Source organism: Anabaena sp. WA102, assembly GCF_001277295.1.
GTDB lineage: Bacteria > Cyanobacteriota > Cyanobacteriia > Cyanobacteriales > Nostocaceae > Dolichospermum > Dolichospermum heterosporum.
Genome location: NZ_CP011456.1, coordinates 484438 through 508472, shown reverse-complemented (window position 1 = coordinate 508472; position 24035 = coordinate 484438). Strand labels below are relative to the sequence as shown.

General features: G+C 36.2%; 20 protein-coding genes. 7 read left to right on the top strand and 13 right to left on the bottom strand.

From position 1 onward, the window contains the following. Positions 1-117: 117 nt before the first annotated feature. Positions 118-735, top strand: a complete 618-nt coding sequence (pyrE, locus tag AA650_RS02040) for an orotate phosphoribosyltransferase (protein WP_053537760.1) — start codon at positions 118-120, stop codon at positions 733-735. A gap of 284 nt (positions 736-1019) precedes the next feature. On the opposite strand, the gene AA650_RS02030 is transcribed toward pyrE, so the two are convergent. The 5 genes from AA650_RS02030 to AA650_RS02010 all read right to left on the bottom strand — a co-directional run bounded on the left by AA650_RS02030 (position 1020) and on the right by AA650_RS02010 (position 8545). Continuing rightward, positions 1020-2330: a tetratricopeptide repeat protein gene (locus AA650_RS02030; protein WP_053537758.1), complete on the bottom strand. Its 1311-nt coding sequence runs from the start codon at positions 2328-2330 to the stop codon at positions 1020-1022. An 80-nt stretch (positions 2331-2410) separates the two neighbouring features. Beyond that, positions 2411-5509, bottom strand: coding sequence for a plasmid replication protein, CyRepA1 family (locus AA650_RS02025; protein WP_053537757.1), 3099 nt, complete (start codon positions 5507-5509; stop codon positions 2411-2413). Positions 5510-5842: 333 nt separating this feature from the next. Next, positions 5843-6238 carry a type II toxin-antitoxin system VapC family toxin gene (locus AA650_RS25965; RefSeq protein WP_081424112.1) on the bottom strand — a complete coding sequence of 132 codons (396 nt, stop codon included), beginning with the start codon at positions 6236-6238 and terminating at the stop codon, positions 5843-5845. Positions 6239-6241: 3 nt separating this feature from the next. Continuing rightward, entirely contained in the window at positions 6242-6463 is a 222-nt protein-coding gene (locus AA650_RS02015; RefSeq protein WP_039204950.1) for an antitoxin family protein, read from the bottom strand. 447 nt (positions 6464-6910) lie between these two features. Further along, entirely contained in the window at positions 6911-8545 is a 1635-nt protein-coding gene (locus AA650_RS02010) for a Ppx/GppA phosphatase family protein (protein ID WP_053537756.1), read from the bottom strand. Positions 8546-8629: 84 nt separating this feature from the next. On the opposite strand from AA650_RS02010, the gene AA650_RS02005 reads away from it, so the two are divergent. From AA650_RS02005 to AA650_RS01985, 5 genes are all read left to right on the top strand, one after another. Beyond that, positions 8630-9511 carry a 4-hydroxybenzoate solanesyltransferase gene (locus AA650_RS02005; protein ID WP_053537755.1) on the top strand — a complete coding sequence of 294 codons (882 nt, stop codon included), beginning with the start codon at positions 8630-8632 and terminating at the stop codon, positions 9509-9511. Between the two features lie 126 nt (positions 9512-9637). Further along, entirely contained in the window at positions 9638-10216 is a 579-nt protein-coding gene (locus AA650_RS02000) for a hypothetical protein (protein WP_168635372.1), read from the top strand. A gap of 208 nt (positions 10217-10424) precedes the next feature. After that, the gene (locus AA650_RS01995; RefSeq protein WP_053537753.1) at positions 10425-10616 is read left to right on the top strand and encodes a hypothetical protein; all 192 of its coding nucleotides are present in this window, start codon (positions 10425-10427) and stop codon (positions 10614-10616) included. Between the two features lie 168 nt (positions 10617-10784). Next, positions 10785-11090, top strand: coding sequence for a hypothetical protein (locus AA650_RS01990; RefSeq protein ID WP_053537752.1), 306 nt, complete (start codon positions 10785-10787; stop codon positions 11088-11090). A 400-nt stretch (positions 11091-11490) separates the two neighbouring features. Next, a complete protein-coding gene (locus AA650_RS01985) occupies positions 11491-11718 on the top strand; it encodes a type II toxin-antitoxin system HicB family antitoxin (RefSeq protein ID WP_053537751.1) in 228 nt (75 codons plus the stop codon). 59 nt (positions 11719-11777) lie between these two features. Here the strand turns inward: AA650_RS01985 and AA650_RS01980 are convergent, their stop codons facing one another. From AA650_RS01980 to AA650_RS01965, 4 genes are all read right to left on the bottom strand, one after another. After that, positions 11778-12110, bottom strand: a complete 333-nt coding sequence (locus AA650_RS01980; protein WP_053537750.1) for a HepT-like ribonuclease domain-containing protein — start codon at positions 12108-12110, stop codon at positions 11778-11780. Beyond that, positions 12107-12397, bottom strand: a complete 291-nt coding sequence (locus AA650_RS01975; RefSeq protein ID WP_053537749.1) for a nucleotidyltransferase family protein — start codon at positions 12395-12397, stop codon at positions 12107-12109. The genes AA650_RS01980 and AA650_RS01975 overlap by 4 nt, the downstream gene beginning before the upstream one ends. A 333-nt stretch (positions 12398-12730) precedes the next feature. Further along, positions 12731-14488, bottom strand: coding sequence for an arginine--tRNA ligase (argS, locus tag AA650_RS01970; RefSeq protein WP_053537748.1), 1758 nt, complete (start codon positions 14486-14488; stop codon positions 12731-12733). Positions 14489-14654: 166 nt separating this feature from the next. Beyond that, positions 14655-16121, bottom strand: a complete 1467-nt coding sequence (locus AA650_RS01965) for an MFS transporter (RefSeq protein ID WP_053537747.1) — start codon at positions 16119-16121, stop codon at positions 14655-14657. Between the two features lie 71 nt (positions 16122-16192). Between AA650_RS01965 and AA650_RS01960 the strand changes: the two genes are divergently transcribed. Continuing rightward, positions 16193-16708 carry a phosphoribosyltransferase gene (locus tag AA650_RS01960; RefSeq protein WP_053537746.1) on the top strand — a complete coding sequence of 172 codons (516 nt, stop codon included), beginning with the start codon at positions 16193-16195 and terminating at the stop codon, positions 16706-16708. Between the two features lie 16 nt (positions 16709-16724). On the opposite strand, the gene AA650_RS01955 is transcribed toward AA650_RS01960, so the two are convergent. From AA650_RS01955 to AA650_RS01940, 4 genes are all read right to left on the bottom strand, one after another. Then, on the bottom strand, positions 16725-19439 hold the full coding sequence (locus AA650_RS01955) for a DEAD/DEAH box helicase (RefSeq protein ID WP_053537745.1): 2715 nt from the start codon (positions 19437-19439) through the stop codon (positions 16725-16727). 14 nt (positions 19440-19453) lie between these two features. Further along, positions 19454-21130: a site-specific DNA-methyltransferase gene (locus tag AA650_RS01950; RefSeq protein ID WP_053537744.1), complete on the bottom strand. Its 1677-nt coding sequence runs from the start codon at positions 21128-21130 to the stop codon at positions 19454-19456. A gap of 182 nt (positions 21131-21312) precedes the next feature. After that, positions 21313-22983, bottom strand: coding sequence for an AIPR family protein (locus AA650_RS01945; protein WP_053537743.1), 1671 nt, complete (start codon positions 22981-22983; stop codon positions 21313-21315). 63 nt (positions 22984-23046) lie between these two features. After that, positions 23047-23964 carry an AEC family transporter gene (locus AA650_RS01940; RefSeq protein WP_053541160.1) on the bottom strand — a complete coding sequence of 306 codons (918 nt, stop codon included), beginning with the start codon at positions 23962-23964 and terminating at the stop codon, positions 23047-23049. Positions 23965-24035: the final 71 nt, after the last annotated feature.

Sequence of the window (24035 nt, the reverse complement as noted above, 5' to 3'; positions counted from 1 at the left end):
GACAGAATTAAATTAATTTAATTCTCGCTACTTTTTGGGTAAATCTTAATTTATGCTTAATAAAGATAACTCTGTTGAGTTTCAATTTTGGTTTAACACAACTTTTAATTGTTTGTAATGTCTTATTCCTCTGAAGTTTCTATCAACCCAAACATTTGGGCAACTACCACTGATTTAACTACTCTCCGTCAAAAGTTACTAGATTTATTTTGCCGACTTGCGTATCAAGAAGGTGATTTTGTTCTTTCCTCTGGACAACATAGTTCTTACTATATTAATGGTAAACAGGTAACACTTGACCCCCAAGGTGCTTTGGCTATGGCTAGATTATTATTACCAATGTTACCTAAAGATACTCAAGCTGTAGCAGGTTTAACTTTGGGGGCTGATCCTATTGTATCAGCAGTTAGTGTAGTTTCTGTGTACGAAAATAGACCGATACCAGCTTTAATTATTCGCAAGGAAGCCAAGGGACACGGAACAATGGCTTATATTGAAGGTCCCAGTTTACCCCAGGGGGCAAAAGTCGTGGTTTTGGAAGATGTGGTAACAACTGGACAATCTGCGCTCAAGGCTGTGGAGAGGCTACAGGCGGCTGGTTATACGGTAGATAGGGTAATTTCCCTCATAGATAGATTGCAGGGCGGTGGGGAGCTATATGAGTCGGCTGGGTTGCAGTTTGAGGCTTTATTTACGATTGAGGATCTTCAAAAACACTATCGAGAAATTAAGTAGGGGCGGGGTTTCCCCCTCCAGGAGTTCAGGAGTATGGCTAACGCCACGCTGCGCTATCAGGAGGTAGGGGCGCAGGGCCTGCGCCCATTCAGGAGTTCAGGAGAAAGAAGAAAGAAGAAAGAAGAAAGAAATTTCTCCCCTACTCCCCTACTCCCCTACCCCCCCTACTCCCCTACCCCCCCTACTCCCCTACCCCCCCTACTCCCCTACCCCCCCTACTCCCCTACCCCCCCTACTCCCCTACCCCCCCTACTCCCCTACCCCCCTACCCCCCTACCCCCTATTCAAGACTGAGACATTCTGGAAATCAGATTGGTAATCTCCTGATAATACCGCGTATTTCCTGACTGAGAATAGAGATCAGCAGATTTACGAAAATCGGCGATCGCATCTAATTGATTACCCAAATGTTTATGGATATCTGCTCTGACTAAATAAGCTAAAGGATAACGGGGCTGTAATTGTATCGCTTGGTTTAAATCTGCTAATGCGGTATTTAATTCTCCAACCAGAAAGCGACTCCGACCTCGATTAAACCAATCTTCAGCTAAACTAGGGTTAATGCTGATAGCTTGAGTATAATCTGATATAGCTTTTTGATATTCTTTCAGGGCATAACGAGCATTAGCGCGATCGCTATAAAATACAGCAGACTGGGGATTCAAGCGTAAAGCCTCTGTGAAATCACTAACTGCACCAGCAAAATCCTTAACTGCATAACGACTATTACCTCGATGATAATAAGCAGCTAAAAAATCTGTATCTATTAGTAAGGCTTGATTATAGTCTTGAATAGCCATTTGTATATTACTTAACAACTTATGAGCATCACCTCGCTTACAATAAGCCGGGGCAAATTCTGGAGACACTTTTATAGCTTGAGTATAATCTGTAACTGCATTAACAAAGTCTTGCATAGCCTCTCGTACCATTCCCCGTCCATAATACGCTGTAGCTAAATGGGGATTGATTTGTAATGCTTGGTTATAATCTTGAATAGCATTTTCATAATTTCCTAATTGATGATGTGCATTAGCTCGAAAACCATATACTAAAGCTAATGTGGGATTGATTTGTAATGCTTGATTATAATCTTGAATAGCACTTTCATAATCTCCCAAATTGCTATAGACTAAACCTCTTTCAGAGTATGCTTGAATATCATCAGGGACTATTTTTAATGCTTGATTAAAGTTAGCGATCGCTTGGTGATATTCTTGAATACGAGCATAAACTAAACCGCGATTGTAGTAAGCTGCACCAAATTTAGGATTAATTTCTAGAGAAAAATTATAATTAGAAAGCGCATTTTCATATTCTTGCAAAGCATAATAGCTATTACCAAGATTATGATAGGCTTCCGCAAAATTAGGATTTATTTTTATACATTGATTATAATCAGCAATAGCTTTTTCATAATTCCCTAAAATATGAAAAATATTACCTCGATTAATATAAGCTATCGAAAAATCAGGGTATAATTCCAAAACTGTATCAAAATTAGCGATCGCTTGTTGATAATTACCATCCTGATAATGATCTAAACCCTGTTGGTGCAAAGCATTAACAACATCAAAATTGATATTTTTATTCATTTTGTCACTTGTAGGCGCACAAACTAGATTCTACCACAGATCCCCGACTTCTCAAAGAAGTCGGGGATCTGTTTTTTTGGTCAACTTATCAACACAGTTTCATACTGAGACTTCCTAGATAAATCCACTATTTCTCGTTCCATATTATGTAAAGAAGTTAACATCAAATCATCACGATGTTGCCAAACTGCAAATATTTTATTTCTACCATCATTGAGAGTTTCTAAATCAATTTTATAACCATCATTGACTTGTTGCAACTTCAAACCCAACAAACTTAAAAGTCTGTTTAATAACTTAATTCCCGCAACAGATTCCTTACCTCTAACTAAATCAATTCCTAAAGCGCGTTTAATATGTCTACTACTTTGTATGGCCACATTTTTCAACCAAATTAAGTCAGCATCATTTTCAGTAAATACCCTTTCTATTTCCAAAAATTGCATTATTCCCAAAGCCCGCATAGCTTCCACTTTGAGCGTATAAGTTCTTAAATCTGGCAGAAAAACCTTACCCTCACCCCACAATAATTGCTGACTCCATTCTTGTTGATCTTTAACATGAAAATATTCACTTTCATGAGTTAAATAATAATGAATTAACAATTGCCCATAATATCCTTTTTCGTCTTGTAATTTCAGTTGAGGAGTAACTACAATTCCATACCTTTGTCTGAGAATATATTTATTAACTTGATGACGTTCTGCATTACTGAGAGAATGTTTAGTCAATAGTTGTTCATATTCTACATAGTTAATATCTTTGGCTGTAGCTACAGAATTGGCTGCTGCTAATTGATTCTGCTGCTTAATGTCCTTGATTTTGCGTTTAATTTCTTTAGCTTTTTGACGACTTTGCGCCCAATCTTTTTGCACTTTCACAATTTCGACAATTAACCGTTGACGATTTTCTAAATCACTAGGTTCAGTGGCGAAAAAGGCTAAACGTAAATCACGGAGAATATTGTTTTGTACTTCATTACTTCGCATTTGAATATAATGACCATCAGCTATCAATCCATCTTGCATAGATTGCCGATAAAGACGAATAGAGGCATTTACCCTAGCAGATAATTTTGCCCAAGTGCGTAAATGAATGGGATCATAAACTAAAGGTAAATCTACATCTATTTTGTGTAAAGGACTTAATAAAGCCAAATTTTCTTTTTGATTTTCTTGATACCAATGAGATAGTAACCGATAATTTGTACTACCGCTACCAATTAAGCCAATACCGCGTTTAGCACACCAAATTACACGGGGAACATTATCTCTAACTCTTGCTAAAGCTTGACGGGCTTCTGAGTCAGGAATTACTCCTTGAAAAATACCATAAACTCGGTCAAAATGTTGGACATCAATACTAATTCCTGTTCCCAAACTAGGGGTAACAAAAACAGTGTCATAATCAGTAATTTTTTGATTTATTGCTGCTATTAAATTAACGGCTGCATGGCCAGGTGTATTTGTAGTATGACTGCTAACTACCAAGGTTTCAGGAAATTCTCTTCTGAGCTTTTGTAAACGTTCTCTTAAATAACGTTCAATGGTTTCACAACTGTAACGTCCAGAACGACTATCGGTAGTTACATAACATCTTCGCCCAGCAATTAAATCTAATTCCAATTGATGAATTAAGGGTGTAGGATTGGGTGAATCATAAAAAGTGGTATCCCAACCTTTTGCTGGTTTCCATTCATTAACAACTACCCAAGGTGTTAATTTAATTCCTGATAAAGTCTGTAAATATTCTAAAGATACATCTGATAAATCAGCATCTTGGGCAATGATTAATCCTCCAGTTGTGAGAATTGTAGAAACTAGTTGTTGAAAAATGCGGAGAATTTTAACTCGTTTTTGTTTACAGGTATTGCTATTGAGTAAATGCCATAAAGATTGTTCAACTTCGTCTAAAATTAATATTGCACCATGCCAATCTTCAGGTTTTAATTTCCAAATTGAATCTACACATAATCCTAAAGATGGGGTAATTGCTAAAGGATAAGTAACAGGTACTTCATCAGCTTCTATACTCCATGCTTCCTGTTCAAAACCCCATTTAATGCCGATTTTATCACATAAAAACCGTCCTAAGATGATTCTATGGGTAATTAACAAAACTGGTTGATTATTGTTTTTTGATTGTTGAAAAATGCTTTGTAGGGCTGTGGTTTTACCTGTACCTTTTGCTGATTTAACTCCCACTAAACCAGAGGTAGGAAAGGCAATATTTCCCAAATAAGGACGGTTAATAGTCAGTGTTGCCGGAATTGTTAACTCTGTGTGAGGTTTAGTTTGGGCAATATAAATATCTAAATCTAGACTTTGACGATAAGTTTTATCAAAGGCTGTTGCACCTTTGGCAATGATAAATTCATCAACTCCTTTTTCTTTTCCTGGAAGTTCGACAACTTTAACAGGGCAGTTTTGTTGTTGAAATAAATAACCGAGTTGGGAAATAGCATTATTGACAGCGGCAATTTTTTTGGCTTGGGTTTCAAAATCAAAACAAATATAAAAATCGCGTTTTGTATTTGTAAATGCGGCTAAATCAGGGATTAATTGCCGACGGGTAACTTTGCCAAATTCATCTTTAATGACCCGATAACCGCTATTAATGCCGGGAATCGCAATCGCAACATATCCCTGACTTAAAAGGGCTGCGGCTTTTTTCACACCTTCACAAATAACAATAGCTATTTTATTTTTAATTACCCATGACCAAAAACCTTCGGCTTCACCATCATGATTAATGGTGATATTTTCCGGTAAACTTAAGTTGTAACGTTGTCCAACTTCTTGCCAAATTTGTAAGGATATGCGTAAACAAAATATGCGTGTGGGTGTACTGGGAGGATGTTCATATTTGATGGATTTACCTTTTTGATTTTGTCGCGGTTGGTTGGGCTTAAAACATCCCCATTCCATATTGTGCCAATTGTTGAGGGGGTCTAGTCCCGAACACCACCAACCACCTGCGGTAACATGATGATAACGCTGCAACCAAGCATTTCTAATCATCCCTGTATTGGTGCGAGGGAGTTGGTCAGAAATTAGCAAATATTCATAAGCACTGATGCCCTGAAGCGATTTAAAGTTTAAAAGAATTAAGTCTAAGTTTATACCACTGTTCTTGACTAATTCTTCAAGGTGTTGTGGATGTAAAGAAGGCAGATACATAAGCTGAAGCAGCTAAGGAAGATAACAAGATCAAAACTTTAGCACGCCTCGGCTGATTTTTTATAAAAGAAATTTCTGTTTTTAAGTGTTATCTTTTTTACTTTGTTTTGATAAATACTTCTGTGAATATATCAATGTGTGGTTAGGGCTGTGCAACCGTAAATATAATAAATTTGTATTGTGATATTTATATATATATAATTTTTGGTTATAGGTATTAGCTGTGAGGCTAGTTCATAATTAACCTATCTATGAGTCATTTTCTTTAAAGTCTATTAAAGCCCTCTTAAGGTGGGCATTACCCACTTTACAATACTTAAATTTTTATGTAGATTATGGAACAACTTGAACCGAACCAAACTGACGAAAATGGTAATCAAACGCAAATGCTTTCATAATTCCCAGCTTTTCCATGACAACTTTACTACTAGAATCCGTAAAACTCCATTCTTTATCAGAATAATCACGAAATAGTTGCCAAGTTAAATGGATATCTTCCTCTGTTAAATAATAGATGGTTGCTAATTTACCTGAAAAGAAAGCTTCACCTAAAATAATAGATCGTTTTGTTTCTCCTCTTGCTCTTAATAAAGTCAATGTTTCATCAATTACGTAGTCAGTCGTTAATAAAGTTTCTTTGTTATTAGTTAACCATAAAATAGCATTTTGATGCTCGGAATCAGCAGGAACAATACTAGCAAACCAAGCACCCGTATCAACAAAAATCATAAACTATTTGGAATATAAAACTTGATCATGATCTAAACCTGAGAAAGTATCTGTTTTTCCTTCTAAAGGCAGTTCAGCAATCTCTTGTAAAATTTCTAAGGGGTTTTTATGTTGAGAATAAGATTCTAGAGGAATAATAATTACTTGTACTTTACTTCCTTCTGGTAGTGTTATTGGTTCTGATAACCTCAATGTTCCTTGTTCATAAATAGCTTCTACTGGCATAGAATTTATCCTGGAATTTGATTACTTAAATTATAGCATCATCTCGGAGGGATTTTCCGCATTTGGCAACGGAAGCATCCCTACGGTAATATAGCGGTTATCGCGCTTGATGCAATATAATTAAGGGCGGGGAAACCTAAGTAGGTGAACACAATAAAACCAAACTGTGTAAAGAAACGTAAAATCGCCCAAACCCTCTTCACTCTTGCCTCTTGCCTCTTGCCTTTTGCCTTGCCATAACGACAATTTTCAACGCCAACCTACTTACAGGTTTTGCGATTTATGTATCTCACAAAGAGTGCATACGGCTAAGTAGGTGAACACAATAAAACCAAACTGTGTAAAGAAACGTAAAATCGCCCAAACCCTCTTCACTCTTGCCTCTTGCCTCTTGCCTTTTGCCTTGCCATAACGACAATTTTCAATGCTAACCTACTTGTAGCAACTTTATCTATTAATTAATGTTGCTACGAATCTTAAACCAAATTCTTCTTCAAAAACTCCTTTTTTGTAATCTAAACTCCACATTTCTAAGGCACATTCATCATCAATGGTAGATGGAAATATGGACATCTTAAATTCTTTGAAGTTGGGAATATAGTCACATTGAACATGAGAAATAGCTCCTATTTGTCTTCTGTCTAAAGCCACAGCTAATCTTAAGATGGCGCTGAGTTGATTAACCATTGTCCGATGTTCTTTGTGCAGTAGATTTCGATAGCTGTCGTGCTTTTTCTTGGGTGGAGATTTGCGGTGATAACGGGCTATGTTGGCGATGATTTCGATTTCGGTTTCGTTATAACCGAGTAATTCACTATTTCTAATTAAGTAGTATGAATGTTTGTGGTGTGATGAATGGCTGATATAATGACCACAATTGTGTAAAATGGCAGCAGCCCATAGTAATTGGCGTTGATCTGCATTCCAATAATGTAGTTGTCCTTTGGTTTGGTCAAATATATCTAACGCAAAAGCGGTAACGCGAGCGCTATGTTCTAAGTTAGTTTGGTATTTTTTGGCAGTTTTTAATACACTGCGTTCTCGAATGGAACTTTGAAACCGTAGTCTGTTGTCAATGAAGCCATGAGTCAGCATCCAGTCTACAATTACGCCTTCTCGAAGAGAACGTTCACAGACTGTTAAGGATTCGACTCCTAATAAGGTCATTGCTTCCTGTAAAATTACTGCTCCTGAAAGTATCACTTCTGGCCTCTTTTCTGGCATTCCGGCGATCGCCGCCCGTTCTACATTGGTCATTTTGCGGAGGCGATTTACCCAGGTTCGCAAGTCTTGGAGACTGAATTGATAGCCGTTGAGGGTGGTGGGAATAAGACCTAATTTTTCCCGTGCATGGATGGTGGCAATGGTTTCTATTGTCCCAGATGTGCCGATTAACTGGGGAGAATCGCCAATTTTGAGTTTTCTTTGGACTTCTTCTACAGAACGTTCTAGCATTCCTCTAGCGTAAGCCTGGAGGTATTGAAATTCGGTTTCGGTGATGGGATCTGAGTTGACTAATTCTCCGGTGAGGCGGACTGCACCGATTTTGGTACTGGTGAGACTACGGGGTTCTTCGCTGTCTCCTAAAATTAATTCTGTTGAACCACCACCAATGTCAATGATGATGTGGGGTTTGTTGTTAAATTCCATCCCCGACAAGACACCTAAGTAGATGCGACGGGCTTCTTCAGGTCCAGAAATCAAGTCAACAATTAAGCCAACTTCTATTTCGATTTGATGAAGAAATTCTTTACCATTGGGAGATTCACGGACTGCACTTGTCGCTACAGCTACAATGCTACTTGTTCCTAAGCTTTCAGCAAGGGTTTTGAATCTGCCTAAACAGGCGATCGCTTTACTCATAACTTCTGGTTTTAAGTCGCCAGTAATTAAATTGCGATCGCCTAATCTCACCGTTTCCTTTTCTCTGGCAATAATGGTAAAAGATGGTAAAGTTGCTTCAATTTTTACCACCACCATGTGCAAAGAATTTGTACCAATATCAATGGCTGCAATCATCTGATTTTCTGGAACTGATTGACTGGGTGTGTTCTCCCAATTAGCCGAGACGGAATTTACCATTTTTTGTGCTTGCGAATAGGGACTGGAGGAGAAATAGCAAATAAGGATATTCTATAAATGTAAAGATATGTTAAATGACCAAATATGTTGGAGACACCAAAAACCAACCAAGAACCATTATGGCTTGTAATTATCCGGCTGTTAAGGTGGAATAAACCGGAAGGTAGGTTAATTCTGATGATACCCGCATTATGGGCTGTATTCTTAGCCGCTGGCGGTAAACCGCCTATCCCCCTAGTAGGAGTAATTATTTGCGGTAGTATGGCGACCAGTGCGGCTGGTTGTGTGGTTAATGATTTATGGGACAGAGATATTGATCCCCAAGTTGAGAGAACACGCGATCGCCCCCTGGCATCTCGCGCCCTTTCCGTTAAAATTGGGATTGTGGTGGGGATAGTCTCCCTCGCCTGTGCCGCAGTTATCGCCTTCTATCTTAATCCATTAAGCTTCTGGTTGTCTGTGGCCGCCGTTCCGGTGATCGTCCTTTATCCTGGCGCAAAACGGGTATTTCCTGTTCCTCAATTGGTGCTTTCCATAGCTTGGGGTTTTGCGGTTTTAATTAGTTGGAGTGCAGTTACAGCCAATATTACAGCACCGACGTGGTTACTTTGGGGGGCAACGGTACTATGGACATTAGGATTTGATACAATCTATGCGATGAGCGATCGCATAGACGATAAACGTATAGGTATTAATTCTAGTGCTATATTCTTTGGTAAATATGCCCCTACAGCGATCGCTATTTTCCTCATGGGGACAGTTATTCTCCTAGCTGGAGTAGGTGTATTAGTTCACTTAAAGACAGCATTTTGGATCAGTTTAATCTTCGCCACCATCGGTTGGATTTGGCAAATTACGCGCTTACAACAGCCAAAAATACCTCACTCTGCCTATGGGGAAATGTTTCGTCAAAACGTCTGGATTGGTTTTTTAATTTTGGCAGGAATGATCATTGGTTCTTTTTAAATTTGTCATCAATTTAACCAAATCAAAATTTTCCTGTCAATCTAACTCAGGCTAGATTAAAAACTATCAGGACTACTGTTTTAAAGGTTGGGATAGTAATCTACCAGCTAGATGCAACCCAACCAAATGAATCAATCTATTTTAGTTAAACTCGCTACAATAATTCTACTGTCCCTGGGTAGTTTTGGTCTAGTTATTGGCGGTTTCCTAATTAATAAAGCTACTACTAAAACCAAACAACTACAGCCAATTACTGATACATCACAATATCAGGAAATTCGTCATCACAAATGGGCTGATCTTCAACAAATTCAACATTTTCCCGGACAAATTCCTAGTGATGCTCAAGTTTTACAAATGGCTTATTCTCCCGGAATTACACCCGAAAGTAGTTCTTTACAAATTCGTCTCAAAGAACCACAAACAAAAATCAAAAACCTGCTGAAACAATACAAAAAAATCTCTCAGCATCAATACCAGGGTGGGAATACAAATAATCATAGTAACCAACCCAACGGCGTACCGACAACATTCTTTTATACTAGCGATTCAGAAACAGAAACTTTTCCTAGCAGTTATGAAATATTGGTATTAAAAGCTGAAGATAAAAGCCAACCCGGTACAAAATGGAATCATGGTAATAGTCATGGAGTCGCAATTGATATTGCATCTTCAGAAATTATCTACTGGGCGGAAAAATGGTAAAAGCATGAGGAAATTTAAGCACTGAAAAATAGAATTTATATTTGATTTGTGTTAGCGTAGAGTCCCGTAGGGATACATTGCAAAATTCAGATCCCCGACTTCTTAAAGAAGTCGGGGATCTTGTTTTATGTAGCCTTTAGATTTCCCTCCTCAACGAAGATGTCAGAAAGTAATACCAAAATTATAAACTGCTTATGATGATGGAACTTTGAAAGATTTAACTTGGGGTTATTCTGAAGCTGAAAATGATCCTGATGTAGAATTAAAAGCTTTTACTGCGGTGTTAAATGGTGACAGTGACGCTTCCAAAGCATTTCAAAATTCTTCTTTTGCGGTCAAAAACGGTAGTAATTTAACTTGTACTGTTGATATTTTCAAGGTATTTAAAGCCAGGGAATAAATTCCCTGTCTGAAAGCTAAAGTCGGTTGAAACCGACTGAATGGAAGAATTTTTTAGTCCGTTTTAACGGACTTGGGCTATTAGACTGGGAATTTATTCCCAGACGAGTTATGAAACAAACCAAAAATTAACCAATTACCAAATTATCAAATAACAGGAGTATCATCTATGAAATTACACAAATTATCCCATTTATTATTATTATTTGTTCTCTTATTTCCCGATTCTCCGATTATTATCACTGGTTGTATTTCTTCCCTATTCGCACGCAAACCAGGGATATTATCAGAATCAGAATTAAAGAATGTCTTAAAAGAAATTACAGTTAAAGTCCTAGTTGATGATAAGGAAACTGCATCAGGAACGATTATTAAAAAACAAAACGGTTTTTATACTGTTCTCATTAATTATCATGTGAGAGGATGTTTGAAAAGTATCAGAATTAATCGAGATCCCCCCAACCCTCCTTTGTAAGGGGGGCTAAATTCCTCAAAGTCCCCCTTTTTAAGGGGGATTTAGGGGGATCTGCGGGTGTCAGATCCCACACGAAAAAGTTTTCAAACAACCTCTGAGAGAAAATGGTAAATTTAACCGCAATGCTAACTCTAAATAAACCTACATTTATCTTTATTACCTAGTGATCCGATTACCATATCTGGTAAAGATGGAGATGATGCTAAACTATATATAGAAAAAGAAGTTACCGAAAAATTAGCAAAATTAGGCGTTGCTGAATCGAGGTATGAAATTCCCAAATTGAATCTTTAAAACTCAAACCTCAGTGCGTCTTTGCGCCTTTGCGTGAGACTAAAATTCATACCCTTAATCAGCAACGCCCAAAATTAAAATCAATTCAAGAAGAGGAGTCAGAAGAATGAATTTACATTACACAATTATTATTCAATGGAGTAGTGAAGATAAATGTTATTTAGTTCATTTACCAGAATTTCCTACTCAAAAATATCATACTCATGGTAATACTTATGAAGAAGCTATTAAAAATGCTCAGGAAGTTATAGAAATGCTAATTGCCGAATATCAAGAAGATGGTAAACCTTTACCTGTAGTTAAATCTTTGGAACAATTAATGAATGTGGCTTAATATTCAATAACATTAAAATATATTAGCAGGGTTTATCATTACTAAACCCTTACCATCTGTTATAAATTTTCCATAATCGCTGTAACTTGTCTTTTTAAATCAGATAAATTCTGTTCAATAATTTGCCAAACTAAATTAAGATTTACCTTTAAATAATCATGAATTAAAACATCTCGTAAACCTGCCATTTGCTGCCAAGGAACATCAGAATATTTACTTCTCAACTCAGGTGATAATCTTTTTGTTGCTTCCCCAATGATTTCAAAATTGCGAATTACAGCATCTTGAATCATCTTGGTTTGCATAAATTCTTCCTTACCACCTTTTGTATATTCTTCTATTCGTTCAATACATTCTTTAATATTACTTAAATATAAACGCTCATCTTTCATAACGGTACAGCTTCACCTAATACTTTATCTCTAATTAACTCATGTAAATTATCAGGTTCAGCAATATCCACTTTTCGTCCTAGCAATGCTGCTAAATCTTGCATTAAACCAATATAATCAAATAAACTACTTTGTGGTTTTAATTCTACTAAAAAATCTATATCACTATCTGGTGTTGCTTCACCTCTAGCAACAGAACCAAAAACCCGCAAATTATCAGCACCATATTTAGTGGCAATCTTTAATATTTCTTCTCGAAATGGTAGTAATAATTCTCCAATTCCCATAATTTATTTTTGATAAACCTTAACCCTCTCTATTCTATTAGATTACATCAGGAGTTGTCAATATAAAGAGAAAATTCAGCCATTGATAAATGAGAATAATACCGGAATATTATCAAAAAAATACTGAATATGTTTGATATTATGTCAGGGTAAAGCAAAAGCTAAACCCCTACTTCTGAATTCTTTTATAGCAGTATGCACTTGAATCATAAGCCCCCTCCTCGCACCCCCCTCATTCCCCCCGCAGCGGGGGGAAGAAAAGGATAAACTTTTGATATTGGAGGGGGTTGGGGGTGGGGTTCTTGTATTTCACCCAACCAATAACCGCTATATCTACATCCTTTCTAAAACCTTAATTCCCAACAAAGATAATCCCAACTTCAGCGTTTTTGCAGTTAAATCACATAACATTAACCGCGAAGTTCTAGCAGGTTCTTCAGATTTGAGAACAGGACAATTTTCATAGAACTTATTAAACTTATCGCTGAGTTGATACAAATAATCACACAAACGATTTGGTAATAAATCTTGTTCTACTTCCTTAATTACCTCATCAAGTTGCAGCAGATGTTTAGCTAAAGTTAATTCTGCATCTTCTCTTAGCAAGATTTGGCGATTTATTCCCAAGTTGGTAAAATCAATATTCCCTTGACGACTAATACCTTGAATTCTCACATAAGCATAGAGAAGATAAGGGGCTGTATTGCCTTTGAGAGATAACATTTTGTCATAACTAAAGACATAACTACTGGTGCGATTTTGGCTTAAATCAGCATATTTAACCGCACTAATCCCCACTACTTCAGCGACATTTTGAATAAACGCTTCTGTTTCTGTCCGTTCATCTTCTTGTAATCTCTTTTCTATGTCTGCACGGGCGCGGTTAATAGCTTCATCTAACAAATCCCGTAAGCGCACAGTATCCCCAGAACGAGTTTTGAATTTTTTGCCATCTTCACCTAATACTAAACCAAAAGGAACATGAACTAATTCCACATCATCAGGAATCCAATTTGCTTTTCTTGCGACTTGGAAAAATTGGGCAAAATGGTTAGATTGTCCTTCGTCTGTCACATAAACAATCCGCTTGGCTTTATCTTCTTGAATCCGATAACCTAAAGCTGCTAAATCTGTAGTTGCGTAGTTATAACCACCGTCAGTTTTTTGGACAATTAAGGGTAAAGGATTACCTTCTCTATTAGTAAAACCATCTAAGAAAACACATTTTGCCCCTTGACTTGATTCTAATAATCCCGTTGCTGCTAAATCTTCCACAACCTTTGGTAATAAGGGATTATAAAAAGATTCACCTCTTTCTATTAATTTGATATTCAGTAAATCATAAATGATTTTAAATTCTTGTCGAGATTGTTCACATAACAATTTCCACGCATGAAGTGTATCTTCCGCACCAGCTTGTAATCTCACAACTTCTTGACGGGAAGTTTCTTGAAAAACTGGATCTTCATCAAATCGCTGTTTAGCTTTGCGATAAAAATTAACTAAATCTCCAATATCTAAAGCGTTTGCAGTAGTAAGTGCTTGTGGATAAACTTCCCGCAAATAGGTAATTAACATCCCAAATTGCGTACCCCAATCACCAACATGATTTAATCGCAAAACATCATGACCACAAAATTCTAAAATCCGGGCAATAGAATCACCAATAATAGTCGAACGTAAATGTCCGACGTGCATTTCTTTGGCAATATTTGGACTAGAAAAATCAACAATTTGCTTTTGGGGATTTGTTGCTTTAGGTATTCCCAATCTAGCATCTACTTGAATCGCGTTAAGTTGTGCTTCCAAGTAAGATGTTTGTAATTTGAGGTTGATAAAACCAGGACCTGCAATTTCTGGAGGTTCACAAATATCAGATACATCTAGTTTACTGACAATTTCCCCAGCGATAATTCTCGGTTGCTTTCCTAACTTTTTACTTAAAGACAAAGCCACATTAGCCTGATAGTCACCAAATTTAGGATTACTTGCAGAAACCAAAATTGGATCTGTATTGGTATAATCTGTACCAAAAGCAGCCACTAAAGCCTGTGTTAATTTGAGTTTTAGTTGTTCTTGTGTAGCGTTCATTATGTAAATTGTATCTATGTCAAAAGTGCTGTAATGCTTGATTTTAGCTTAAAAATATAGTTATACCAAATTAAGATCAAGCTGCACAGAATCATAAAATCCATGAATTCATCGATCTTTATCTGCGTTTATCTGCGTTTATCTGCGTTTAATTTTTATTAATAATTTATGGCTTTTGAGTATTTATGTCCTCTCGTTGTGCTTGCAGTTTTAGCATGATTTCTGCGTGCATTTCGCGGGTAATGGGATAGAAGTAGACTAAAACCAAACCTGCAATTAAACAAACAGTTGGTATGGGTCCAACAGCGATACGAATGGCTAAAAGTGCTGATTCCGGTTGTATGGGTAAAGAACTTTGTCCAGCCACAGCTTCTTTAAAACCATAGGCTTGTAAAGTATTACCGACTAAAAATAGCCCAAAAGCTAAACCAAATTTTTGTAATAAAACCATGAAACCATAGAAAATACCTTCCCGTCGTTGTCCAGTTTGCAATTCATCTAATTCAATTACATCAGGTATCATAGACCAAGGAATTAGATAAGCTGTGGAAACTCCCACACCTGCCATTATAGCCATAACATACATCAAACCAATTTGATTTGGCTGTAGGAAAAATAATCCAGCAGCAGCAATAATCCAGGAACTCATTCCTAAGAAATAAACGATTTTTTTGCCAATCTTTTTACTTAAATAACTCCAAATAAATAACATAAACAAAGCCGTTCCCTGAACTGCAATCATGACTGTGGGAACATCTCCCTCTTTCAGTTTCATGCAGTTAACGACAAAATAAGGAATAATGCTGGCTGTGATTTGCACACCTAACCAAGAAAAAAGATAAATAGCAATAACAAACAGAAAAGGTTTATTACTAAAGACAATTTTTAGCTGTTCCAGAAAGGGAATTTCGGCTTCTTGTGGCAAAGAAATCCGTTTCGCTTCAAAAGCCAAAATGCGATCGCGCACCCCATAAACGCACCAATACAAGGATAAAACCGAAATCACGGTACACACAGCCGCTAAAACTAAATATTGTTGTTGGCGATCGCCAATTTGTGAGAAAATAATTTTTGATAAAATCAACGATAAAATACTGCCACCAATGGAAAACGTAAACCGAAAACTATTTAAACTAGTCCGTTCATCGTAATCCTGAGTTAATTCAGGAGTCATGGCTGTATAGGGCAAATTCACAACAGTAAAAAATGCCTGAGAGACAATGCCAATTACTACATAATACCAAAATAAACACCAAATATTAACACTTTTATCGGCAGTAAATTGGGGGACAATCCACTGCAAGAAAAAGAAAAAACCAAAAGGAATTGCCCCATATAAAAGCCAAGGTAAACGACGACCCCAGCGGCGGGATTGGGTTTTATCAGTCAGCATTCCCACCATAGGATCATTGATACCATCCCAAATTTTGCCAATCATCAAAATACTACCTGCCAAACCTGCCGGAATTCCTGCCACATTGGTAAAGAAAACCATCATGTAAAATACAGCAATATTTGCAGTAATCGCAGGACCCAAATCTCCTGCACCATAAGCTAATTTAGTTTTAAAATCTAATTTTTCACTGGACAGAGATTTGTGAAAATCGTTATTATCAGAATTATCTTTAACCATAAATTACACCCTTATGAATTGACAATTGACAACAGATAATTAACAATTATTAACACACTTATTTTAGTCTTATGTCAGACCTTTACATTTCTTGGTCAGATTATCACCACAAAATTGAACAACTGGCTGTAAAGATTTATCAATCAGGTTGGGAATTTAACCAAATCGTCTGTTTAGCCAGAGGGGGACTGCGAGTAGGAGATATTCTCTCCCGCATATACAATCAACCATTAGCAATTTTATCTACCTCATCTTATAATGGCGCGGGGACATATAAAAGAAGTAATTTAATTATTTCTCGTCAATTAACCATGACTAGCGAAAATTTAGGTTCACGGATTTTGCTAGTAGATGATTTAGTAGACTCTGGTATCACTATTCAACAAACAGTTCCCTGGCTACAGAAACATGATGATTTTCCCATTCAAGAAATTCGCACCGCTGTAATTTGGTATAAAGCTTGTTCGGTTGTTGTTCCTGACTACTACGTTGATTATCTGGCTGATAATCCTTGGATTCATCAACCTTTTGAACATTACGAATCTATTAGTCCTTCCGAACTGGAAAAAAAGATGAGTCAACGATAATAATTCTTATTATCTGTCATTTTGTTTGAAAGCGATAGCTGCGCTCGCCGAAGGCATCGCCTAATCCTTTGAGTGTCATATTTTGGGCGATCGCATCATGGGGTATCAACACATAAACCCAAGGCTTACCATTGTGTTGTAGCATATAGTCAGACGCATTTTGACACCATTTAACAGCTACATCTTTCTTAGCAACCACTTGAGGATTATCTATTTCATCTCGATTTTTGGGTTCAAGCATATAGATAATTTCTGCTGTTTCTGCTACAAAATCGGGTTGATATTCTAAATAATTTCCATCCCATTTGTAATAAATCTGAAATTGTCCTCTTGCTGGTTTAAACCATTTTATTGCATCTCGTTCCAAAATTATAGATAATACTCTTTCTGCTTCTGATTCAAATTTTTGTTCTGTATAGAGGCATTTAGAAAACCCTGTAAACAGATATTTGGACATATTGCTTTTATCTGGAGGCGAGGTTCTATAATCTAAGTAATGCTTCGTATTTGTGGTATATGCACTCTCTTTTAAGGATGTAAAACCTTTGCTAATTTCGTATTTGTACTCAACCTTATCATCTTCCCAGAAATGTTTTATCATCTGGTTATGGACAAAGTTAGCAATTTCGATTTGGTTATCAGATAAAACTTTCTGTGTCTCTTCTTCTGATAAGTAAGTGAGAAAATGACTAATAACCTGACTTGCTAAATCATAAAGTAAATCAGCATTTTCATCATAACAAATATCATCAAAATTGACTAAATTTTTGACAATATAGTTTTCTAACTGAAATTCTTCAGAATTGTCTGTTTTGATTTCTAAAGATGTAGAATCATCCGTTGCTAAAGATTGGATATATAATTCTTTTTTGGATGGAACACGATAATTCAAACCTGTCATATCTAAAGCAAAAGACCTAAAACCTGATTTTACTTCCCCTTGAGGAACAAAAATAATTTTGGGAATATCAATGGTTCGTTGAATAACTAAATCAGTGGTTTTAGCCACAATATCTGCAATATTTGGTGGTGTAGTTACCCCTTCAATTTCCAGTTGTTCTGGCTGATATTCTCTAGCTACAGCTTCCCGCACTATTGCTTGAACTTTTGGTGTTGAAAGATAAGATGCAGTTGGTACTTTTTCCGGCTGATTTTCTAATTTTTGAATTTCTTGACGAGTAAGAAATGTTATTTTCGCTTCTATTGGTGATTCAACTATAAATGGTTGAAGATTTTCGATCTCTGTTTCGAGCAAGTTGATAGTTTCTTCAGTCGTGATTCCTAAATATTTATCTAGTTTTGACTGTGAAACTACTGTTTTAGTTTTTTGTTCTAACTCTTCAGGTGTGAGAATAATTTGTTGTAATCTAATTTCTGATTCTGGGCGTTTTGCTTCTTCCACAATTTCTTGAAATTTGTCATGGGCAACAATATTTAAACGATCTACAATGGTGACACCTGTACGCTTTCCATAAGGTAAACGTAATCCCCTACCAATTGATTGTTTAATCAAAATCTCCGAATTTGCCGCTCTTAATGGTACAATTGTATAAAGGTTAGTAACATCCCAACCTTCTTTTAACATATTCACATGAATAACTATTTCTGTTGGTTCATCTGGATGTTCTACTTTTAGCAATCTTTCTACCATTTCATCTTCTTGAGTGCCTGTTTTACTAGAATCAACTTGAATGACTTTATCTTTGTAAAACCCTGCTGCAAATTCATCAGATTTAATCAATTCTAAAAGTTGTGTAGCATGGGTAGTGTCACGGGCAATAACCAGCATAAATGGCTTAACAATTGGCTTTCCTGTTTGGAGAGCATAAATTTTTAATTCAGCCTTAATATTTTCGTGTAAATAAATTCCATCTTCTAATTTGATTTGTTCAATTGCTGCTGGTGATAAACTGGCAGGATTAAAATCTTTACGAGTAACAACAGCAGGATCTTTAACAAAACCATCTGTAATTGCCTTTCCTAAAGAATATTCATAAATAACATTTTTAAAATATACTGGTTTTTTACTTGTTTCTATAGAAGGTGTAGCTGTGAGTTCTAAACCCATTAACGGTTTTAATTCATTAATTGCTCGAATACCTGCTGAGGCTCGATATCGGTGGGATTCGTCCATTAAAATTACTAGGTCTTTTAACTGGGAAAGATAATCAAAATAACTTTCACCAATATATTCAGATAGTCGTTTAATTTTAGGGGTTTTGCCACCGCGTACTTCAGAATTAATTTTTGAAATATTAAAAATATTGATTTTGCAGGTAATTTGTGGATCTAAAATTGTTCTCGCATTGGTTTCATAGTTTTCACCTGTGATAATAATTGGTGAATTGATTGCAAATTCAGAAATACCTGTAAATACATATTTGGGATTATTAGGTGTAAAATCTGTAATTAATTTATTATAAATTGTTAAATTAGGTGCTAAAACAAAGAAATTTTTGATGTCATAAGCTAGATGTAAATAACTAATAAAAGCCCCCATTAATCGAGTTTTACCAACACCTGTAGCTAGTGCAAAACATAGTGATGGAAATTCCCTTTCAAAATCTGTAACTGTGGGGAATTGTTGATTAATTTTCGCTAAACTTGTTTCTATATCTGATTGTCCATTGAGCGGCAAAATTTCACAAACCCGATCTAAAATTTCTAATGATTGTCTTTGCGGAGGGCGCAGACTGAGACGATTAGTAATGTTATTAACGATGTTATTCATTGTATGTTATCTATTTAAAATAGTGATTGTTGTATATGCTGTTGTTGTGGTTTTTGTGGTGATGGTTGTTCAATTTTTGGAGGTGTTTTAGGCAGATTTTCGGTTTTTAAACTGTAATCGTCGTGTCCCCATTCACAGCGTGAAAGTATTTGTTGAGGAATTTTTTTAATTGTCAGATTTGGGAATGTATCAACTTTGCCACGAAAAGCACTACATAAAACTAATAATGTGCGTTCTTGTCCTACTTCATCAGCAAGTTGAGATAATTGTTCATGACTGAGATTTTGGGTAGTGACATAAATAAAATCTCGTTCGGTGGAATAACCATGTTGCCAATAAAATGTATCTGATGGTGCATAAGTGAAGCCTTCAATTTTGCAGAGTGCTTCTGCTAACATAGCAGGGTTATATTCTTTATTAATAATCCAGTTACCCCATTTGTCTTTTTCTAACAATGATGGTGCAAGGCAATAATAACGAAATCCGCCGCCACCTTTCCAGTTTACTGCTTTGCTAATGCCACCTTGATCTTCGCCATCAATTACTTTTTTGAGTCGGGGAATGATATGGGTATGACAATGTTCTCCTAATTCTATCATGATCCAGCGTCTTCCCATTTTGTGTGCAACTGCGCCTGTTGTTCCTGAACCTGCGAAGGAATCAATAACAAAGTCATTAGGTTTTGTAGCTAATTCTAAAATTCTCTTTATTAGCTTTTCAGGTTTTGGAGTCGCAAATACTTCTTTAGAATTAAACATCATTACTTCTTTTTTTGCGTCTTGATTATCACTAACCTCAGTCCGAAGCCAAATTGTTTTTGCAACACTTCCTTCTTGTACTTCTGAAAGAAAACGCTTTAGAGCAGGGATATTATTTCCACCTTCCCCAAACCAAATACGATTATCTGTCAGTAATTCTTGAAATTTTTCGTAAGAAGCTGCCCAGCATCTTCCATTTGCAGGCATAACTTTACGCCCTGAAGGTGTTGTAATTTCGTATATATTAGCGGAAAATCCAGTCTTAGCAAATTGAGCGCCACGCTGTCCACCAGTAAGACTAATAGTAAAATCACTAGCTTTCCAATATCCACGTACATCATTATCAGGATTCTTGTAACGGTCATTCATTTCTTGACTGCGTGGAAGGGGATACGGTCGCCAGATATTTTTATTTTTTGCAAAGGCAAGTATATGATCATGACTATCTGAAAGCCATACAGCGTTATTCTGTGGTGAATATTTTTTCTGCCAAATTACATTGGCGATAAAATTTGAACGCCCAAAAATCTCATCACACATTACTTTTAAATAATGTGCTTCATTATCATCAATCGTAATCCACAAAGAACCATCCTCTGATAACAAATTACGAATAATTTCTAAACGATCTCTCATTAAAGAAAGCCAGATAGAATGCTCACGTCCATCATCATAATGTTCAAAAGCCGAACCTGTATTATAGGGAGGATCAATAAAAATACATTTAACTTTTCCTGTAAATTCCTGTTCTAAAGCCTTAAGAGCTAATAAGTTATCCCCAAAAATCAAACGATTATCAAAAATATCATTTTCACTGACTCGATGTGCAGCATGATAAGATTTTTCAGTATCTTCTAATAAAATTCGCGGTTCTAATTTGGGGCGAATTTCTTTACCAATCCATGTAAGTTCTAGTCTCTGTTTTTTAGTCATAATTAGTTTAGCTTTTATCTCAAATGTTAAATATTAAAAAACCTCTCCCTTACCCTCTCCTACAAGGAGAGGGAAAAAGAATAAAAATGAATACTCAATATTTTTTGGTAATCCCCCTTCCCTTGTAGGGAAGGGGGGTAGGGGGGTTAGGTTTTTCATATCTACTAATTTCCCAACATCTTCTAAGCATCCCTGTTAGCCAATTCTTGCATCACCGCACTGGTTAAATACTTAACATCAGTTAAACTTCTAAAAATAGCAAGATAGCCTTTTTCATCACTAGCAAACTGGGATTCAGCAAGAGTATAAATTAACTCAGCAATTTCTATACCAATTCTGGAAAACTCAGTCAAGTCATCTTGAGATAAATTAACTTCTGGTTTATTGATTAGAGATTTATAGCGTCTTGATAAAATATCTAATATAAACAATCTACCATGTTGATAGAAATTTTTACGCCGAGTTTCTGTTTCTGCTTTTCGAGAATCTTCAAAAATCTGATCAAGATATTCAAATATACGCACATAGCGACAAAGTGTAATTCCTGAAAGCTCATTACTAAAAAGTTTTGAATAATAACGCTTATAAAGCTGACTAATATCTTTCTTTGCGGCCACAATTATTTCAGGATTACTGCTAAAACAAGCCAGGGCTATTGCAGCTTGTTCAATGGTGATAGCACCCTGATTATCTGCTGATGGACGATATTGATAGACAATATTTGATACCATACATTCTTGCCGCAACCGTTCCTGATTGGGATCTAATGCTGCAAAATAAATATCACGGACTGTATTTTGTGTATTTCTCGCTTTGGTAATTTCTATACCTATAGTATCTGATTGTGTCCCTAATTCAATGATGGTAACTAATAATTTTGCATTGGTAGAAATAGAACCATTAGCATTAAATACAGATGCAATAGATCCCACTGTTTGCGCTCCATTGACTATCGAAAACCCCTCTAAAGTAAATTGAGTTGAGTCCTGATTGTGTCCAGATGGTAAACTAACCTTTGCACAAGTAATGGTTAATCCATTATTGAGATAAAAAAGTTCTGATGGTTGTTCTTCTACAGTTTCAGCAATTGCTAAGTTAACATCTTCTGTACCCAGATAATAACGGATATTATTCTCAAATAATAATTTATTATGCTGGTTATATAAATTAGCTAGTTCAGCAGCATTCACTAATCCATAAAAAGCTTTTCTGGGCTGTTCTAAACAATGCCATTTTTCTAAGGTTAATTTAACCTCAATAGGTGCATTTTCTTGTTTCGCTGTCAACCATCCATGAATATTTTTAATATTTAAATCTTGCCATTGAAAACGCGAATCAAACTTATTTAGTTCATTTTTTAATTGATTCAGATCATTAACTACATGAGAACCCAAGCTGCTTTCTAAATATATATTACAGCCAACTATAATTACGCCATTTTTGTCTAAAGCATCTTCAATATCTTGCTGCAACCGGGAAAAACTATAATTAAATTTTTGAAACCGTTTATGGACAAGATCCCTAATTCCATCACAAAATTTTTTATTATCACCCATGTCGGGCGCATTTCCCGCTTTAGCCTGTACTAACCAAAGCCGATTATTAACCCGATCAAAATAAATTGCGTCAATACCATTATCATCTCCTCCATTGATAATCGAATGAGCAGCTTGAGGGGGAGTAAGATCAGCAAGATTAGCGATCGCAAATGCAGCCAAAGAACGACTTAAACGATTTTTATAATGTTGTTCTGGTTTGTAATTTATCTGAAGTTGAGGGATCATCGGAAAATAATCCCGTGTCAAAATTTCAATGATTTGAGTCTTTTGGGCTGTGGTATTCGGCTTAGGCATTGAGCGATTAGAATTGTTTTTAATACATCATCCCAGAGTTGGGTACAGGTAAGATACTTATTTTCAAAACAACCATAACCAAACAGGAAGAGTAAACAACAAAACTATCATCCCTACAGCTAACGCAGTAACAGCCAAATCTCTATCCAAATCAAAGGTTTCTGCTATTACCAATGTAGCCAAAGCTGGAGGCATACCCATTTGCAAAACTATCACCTGTGCTGCATTACCTGTCACCCCAAACAGCGACAGCATACTGCCGAAAATCATCGGCACTAACAGCATTTTAATGAAGACACTACTCCCTGCTTCTGGTAATTTCCGCCAAGATTTTAGTTGGGAAAGTCTCATACCAATTAACATCAAAGATAAGGCAACTGCACCCCAAGCCAATTTCTCCAAACAAAATACCACTGGGGAGGGAAGGGTAACTTGATGCAATAATAAGCCAAATCCAAAACTCCATAAAGCCGGATTAATCAAAATTACCTTCGCTATTTGCATCTGATTTTGGATATTATTACCAAACTTAGCAGCAAGAAACACACCTAAACCATAAGCTCCAAACAGCGAACCCAACATATCGTAAAATAAAGCCCAGGCAAAATATTCTTTACCTACCATTGCTAAAGTAATGGGAAAACCCAGATAACCTGTATTACCTACCATTGCTGCTAGAATCAAACTACCTTGAGTTGTAGTGGGGGGAACTGAATGAGTAAAATAGGCTTGGGCTTTGATTCTTAACCAAGCTAACAATGCCCCCAAAAAGATTGCCAAGTGAGCTATTATCGGTGCAATCCAAATCTGTCCTGATAAATCTGTTTGTATTAAAAAACCAATAATACTGATAGGTACTCCCACCCAATAGAGAAACTGACCTACGTAAGTAGAAGTATTGTTAGGTAATTTACGTCCCAGTATAAATCCCACTAGGATTAATCCCACTAACTTGATATATAGTTCTAAAAGATTTATCAAAATTACACCATAATTCAAAATTAAGAATTAAAAAAACTCATTTCTTCTCTAACTAACTATTAAACACAAAC

Excerpts from the sequence above, each read along its gene's own strand:
- pyrE (WP_053537760.1), top strand. The coding sequence starts at position 118 with ATGTCTTATTCCTCTGAAGTTTCTATCAACCCAAACATTTGGGCAACT.
- AA650_RS02030 (WP_053537758.1), bottom strand. The coding sequence starts at position 2,330 with ATGAATAAAAATATCAATTTTGATGTTGTTAATGCTTTGCACCAACAG.
- AA650_RS02025 (WP_053537757.1), bottom strand. The coding sequence starts at position 5,509 with ATGTATCTGCCTTCTTTACATCCACAACACCTTGAAGAATTAGTCAAG.
- AA650_RS25965 (WP_081424112.1), bottom strand. The coding sequence starts at position 6,238 with ATGATTTTTGTTGATACGGGTGCTTGGTTTGCTAGTATTGTTCCTGCT.
- AA650_RS02015 (WP_039204950.1), bottom strand. The coding sequence starts at position 6,463 with ATGCCAGTAGAAGCTATTTATGAACAAGGAACATTGAGGTTATCAGAA.
- AA650_RS02010 (WP_053537756.1), bottom strand. The coding sequence starts at position 8,545 with ATGGTAAATTCCGTCTCGGCTAATTGGGAGAACACACCCAGTCAATCA.
- AA650_RS02005 (WP_053537755.1), top strand. The coding sequence starts at position 8,630 with ATGTTGGAGACACCAAAAACCAACCAAGAACCATTATGGCTTGTAATT.
- AA650_RS02000 (WP_168635372.1), top strand. The coding sequence starts at position 9,638 with ATGAATCAATCTATTTTAGTTAAACTCGCTACAATAATTCTACTGTCC.
- AA650_RS01990 (WP_053537752.1), top strand. The coding sequence starts at position 10,785 with ATGAAATTACACAAATTATCCCATTTATTATTATTATTTGTTCTCTTA.
- AA650_RS01985 (WP_053537751.1), top strand. The coding sequence starts at position 11,491 with ATGAATTTACATTACACAATTATTATTCAATGGAGTAGTGAAGATAAA.
- AA650_RS01980 (WP_053537750.1), bottom strand. The coding sequence starts at position 12,110 with ATGAAAGATGAGCGTTTATATTTAAGTAATATTAAAGAATGTATTGAA.
- AA650_RS01975 (WP_053537749.1), bottom strand. The coding sequence starts at position 12,397 with ATGGGAATTGGAGAATTATTACTACCATTTCGAGAAGAAATATTAAAG.
- argS (WP_053537748.1), bottom strand. The coding sequence starts at position 14,488 with ATGAACGCTACACAAGAACAACTAAAACTCAAATTAACACAGGCTTTA.
- AA650_RS01965 (WP_053537747.1), bottom strand. The coding sequence starts at position 16,121 with ATGGTTAAAGATAATTCTGATAATAACGATTTTCACAAATCTCTGTCC.
- AA650_RS01960 (WP_053537746.1), top strand. The coding sequence starts at position 16,193 with ATGTCAGACCTTTACATTTCTTGGTCAGATTATCACCACAAAATTGAA.
- AA650_RS01955 (WP_053537745.1), bottom strand. The coding sequence starts at position 19,439 with ATGAATAACATCGTTAATAACATTACTAATCGTCTCAGTCTGCGCCCT.
- AA650_RS01950 (WP_053537744.1), bottom strand. The coding sequence starts at position 21,130 with ATGACTAAAAAACAGAGACTAGAACTTACATGGATTGGTAAAGAAATT.
- AA650_RS01945 (WP_053537743.1), bottom strand. The coding sequence starts at position 22,983 with ATGCCTAAGCCGAATACCACAGCCCAAAAGACTCAAATCATTGAAATT.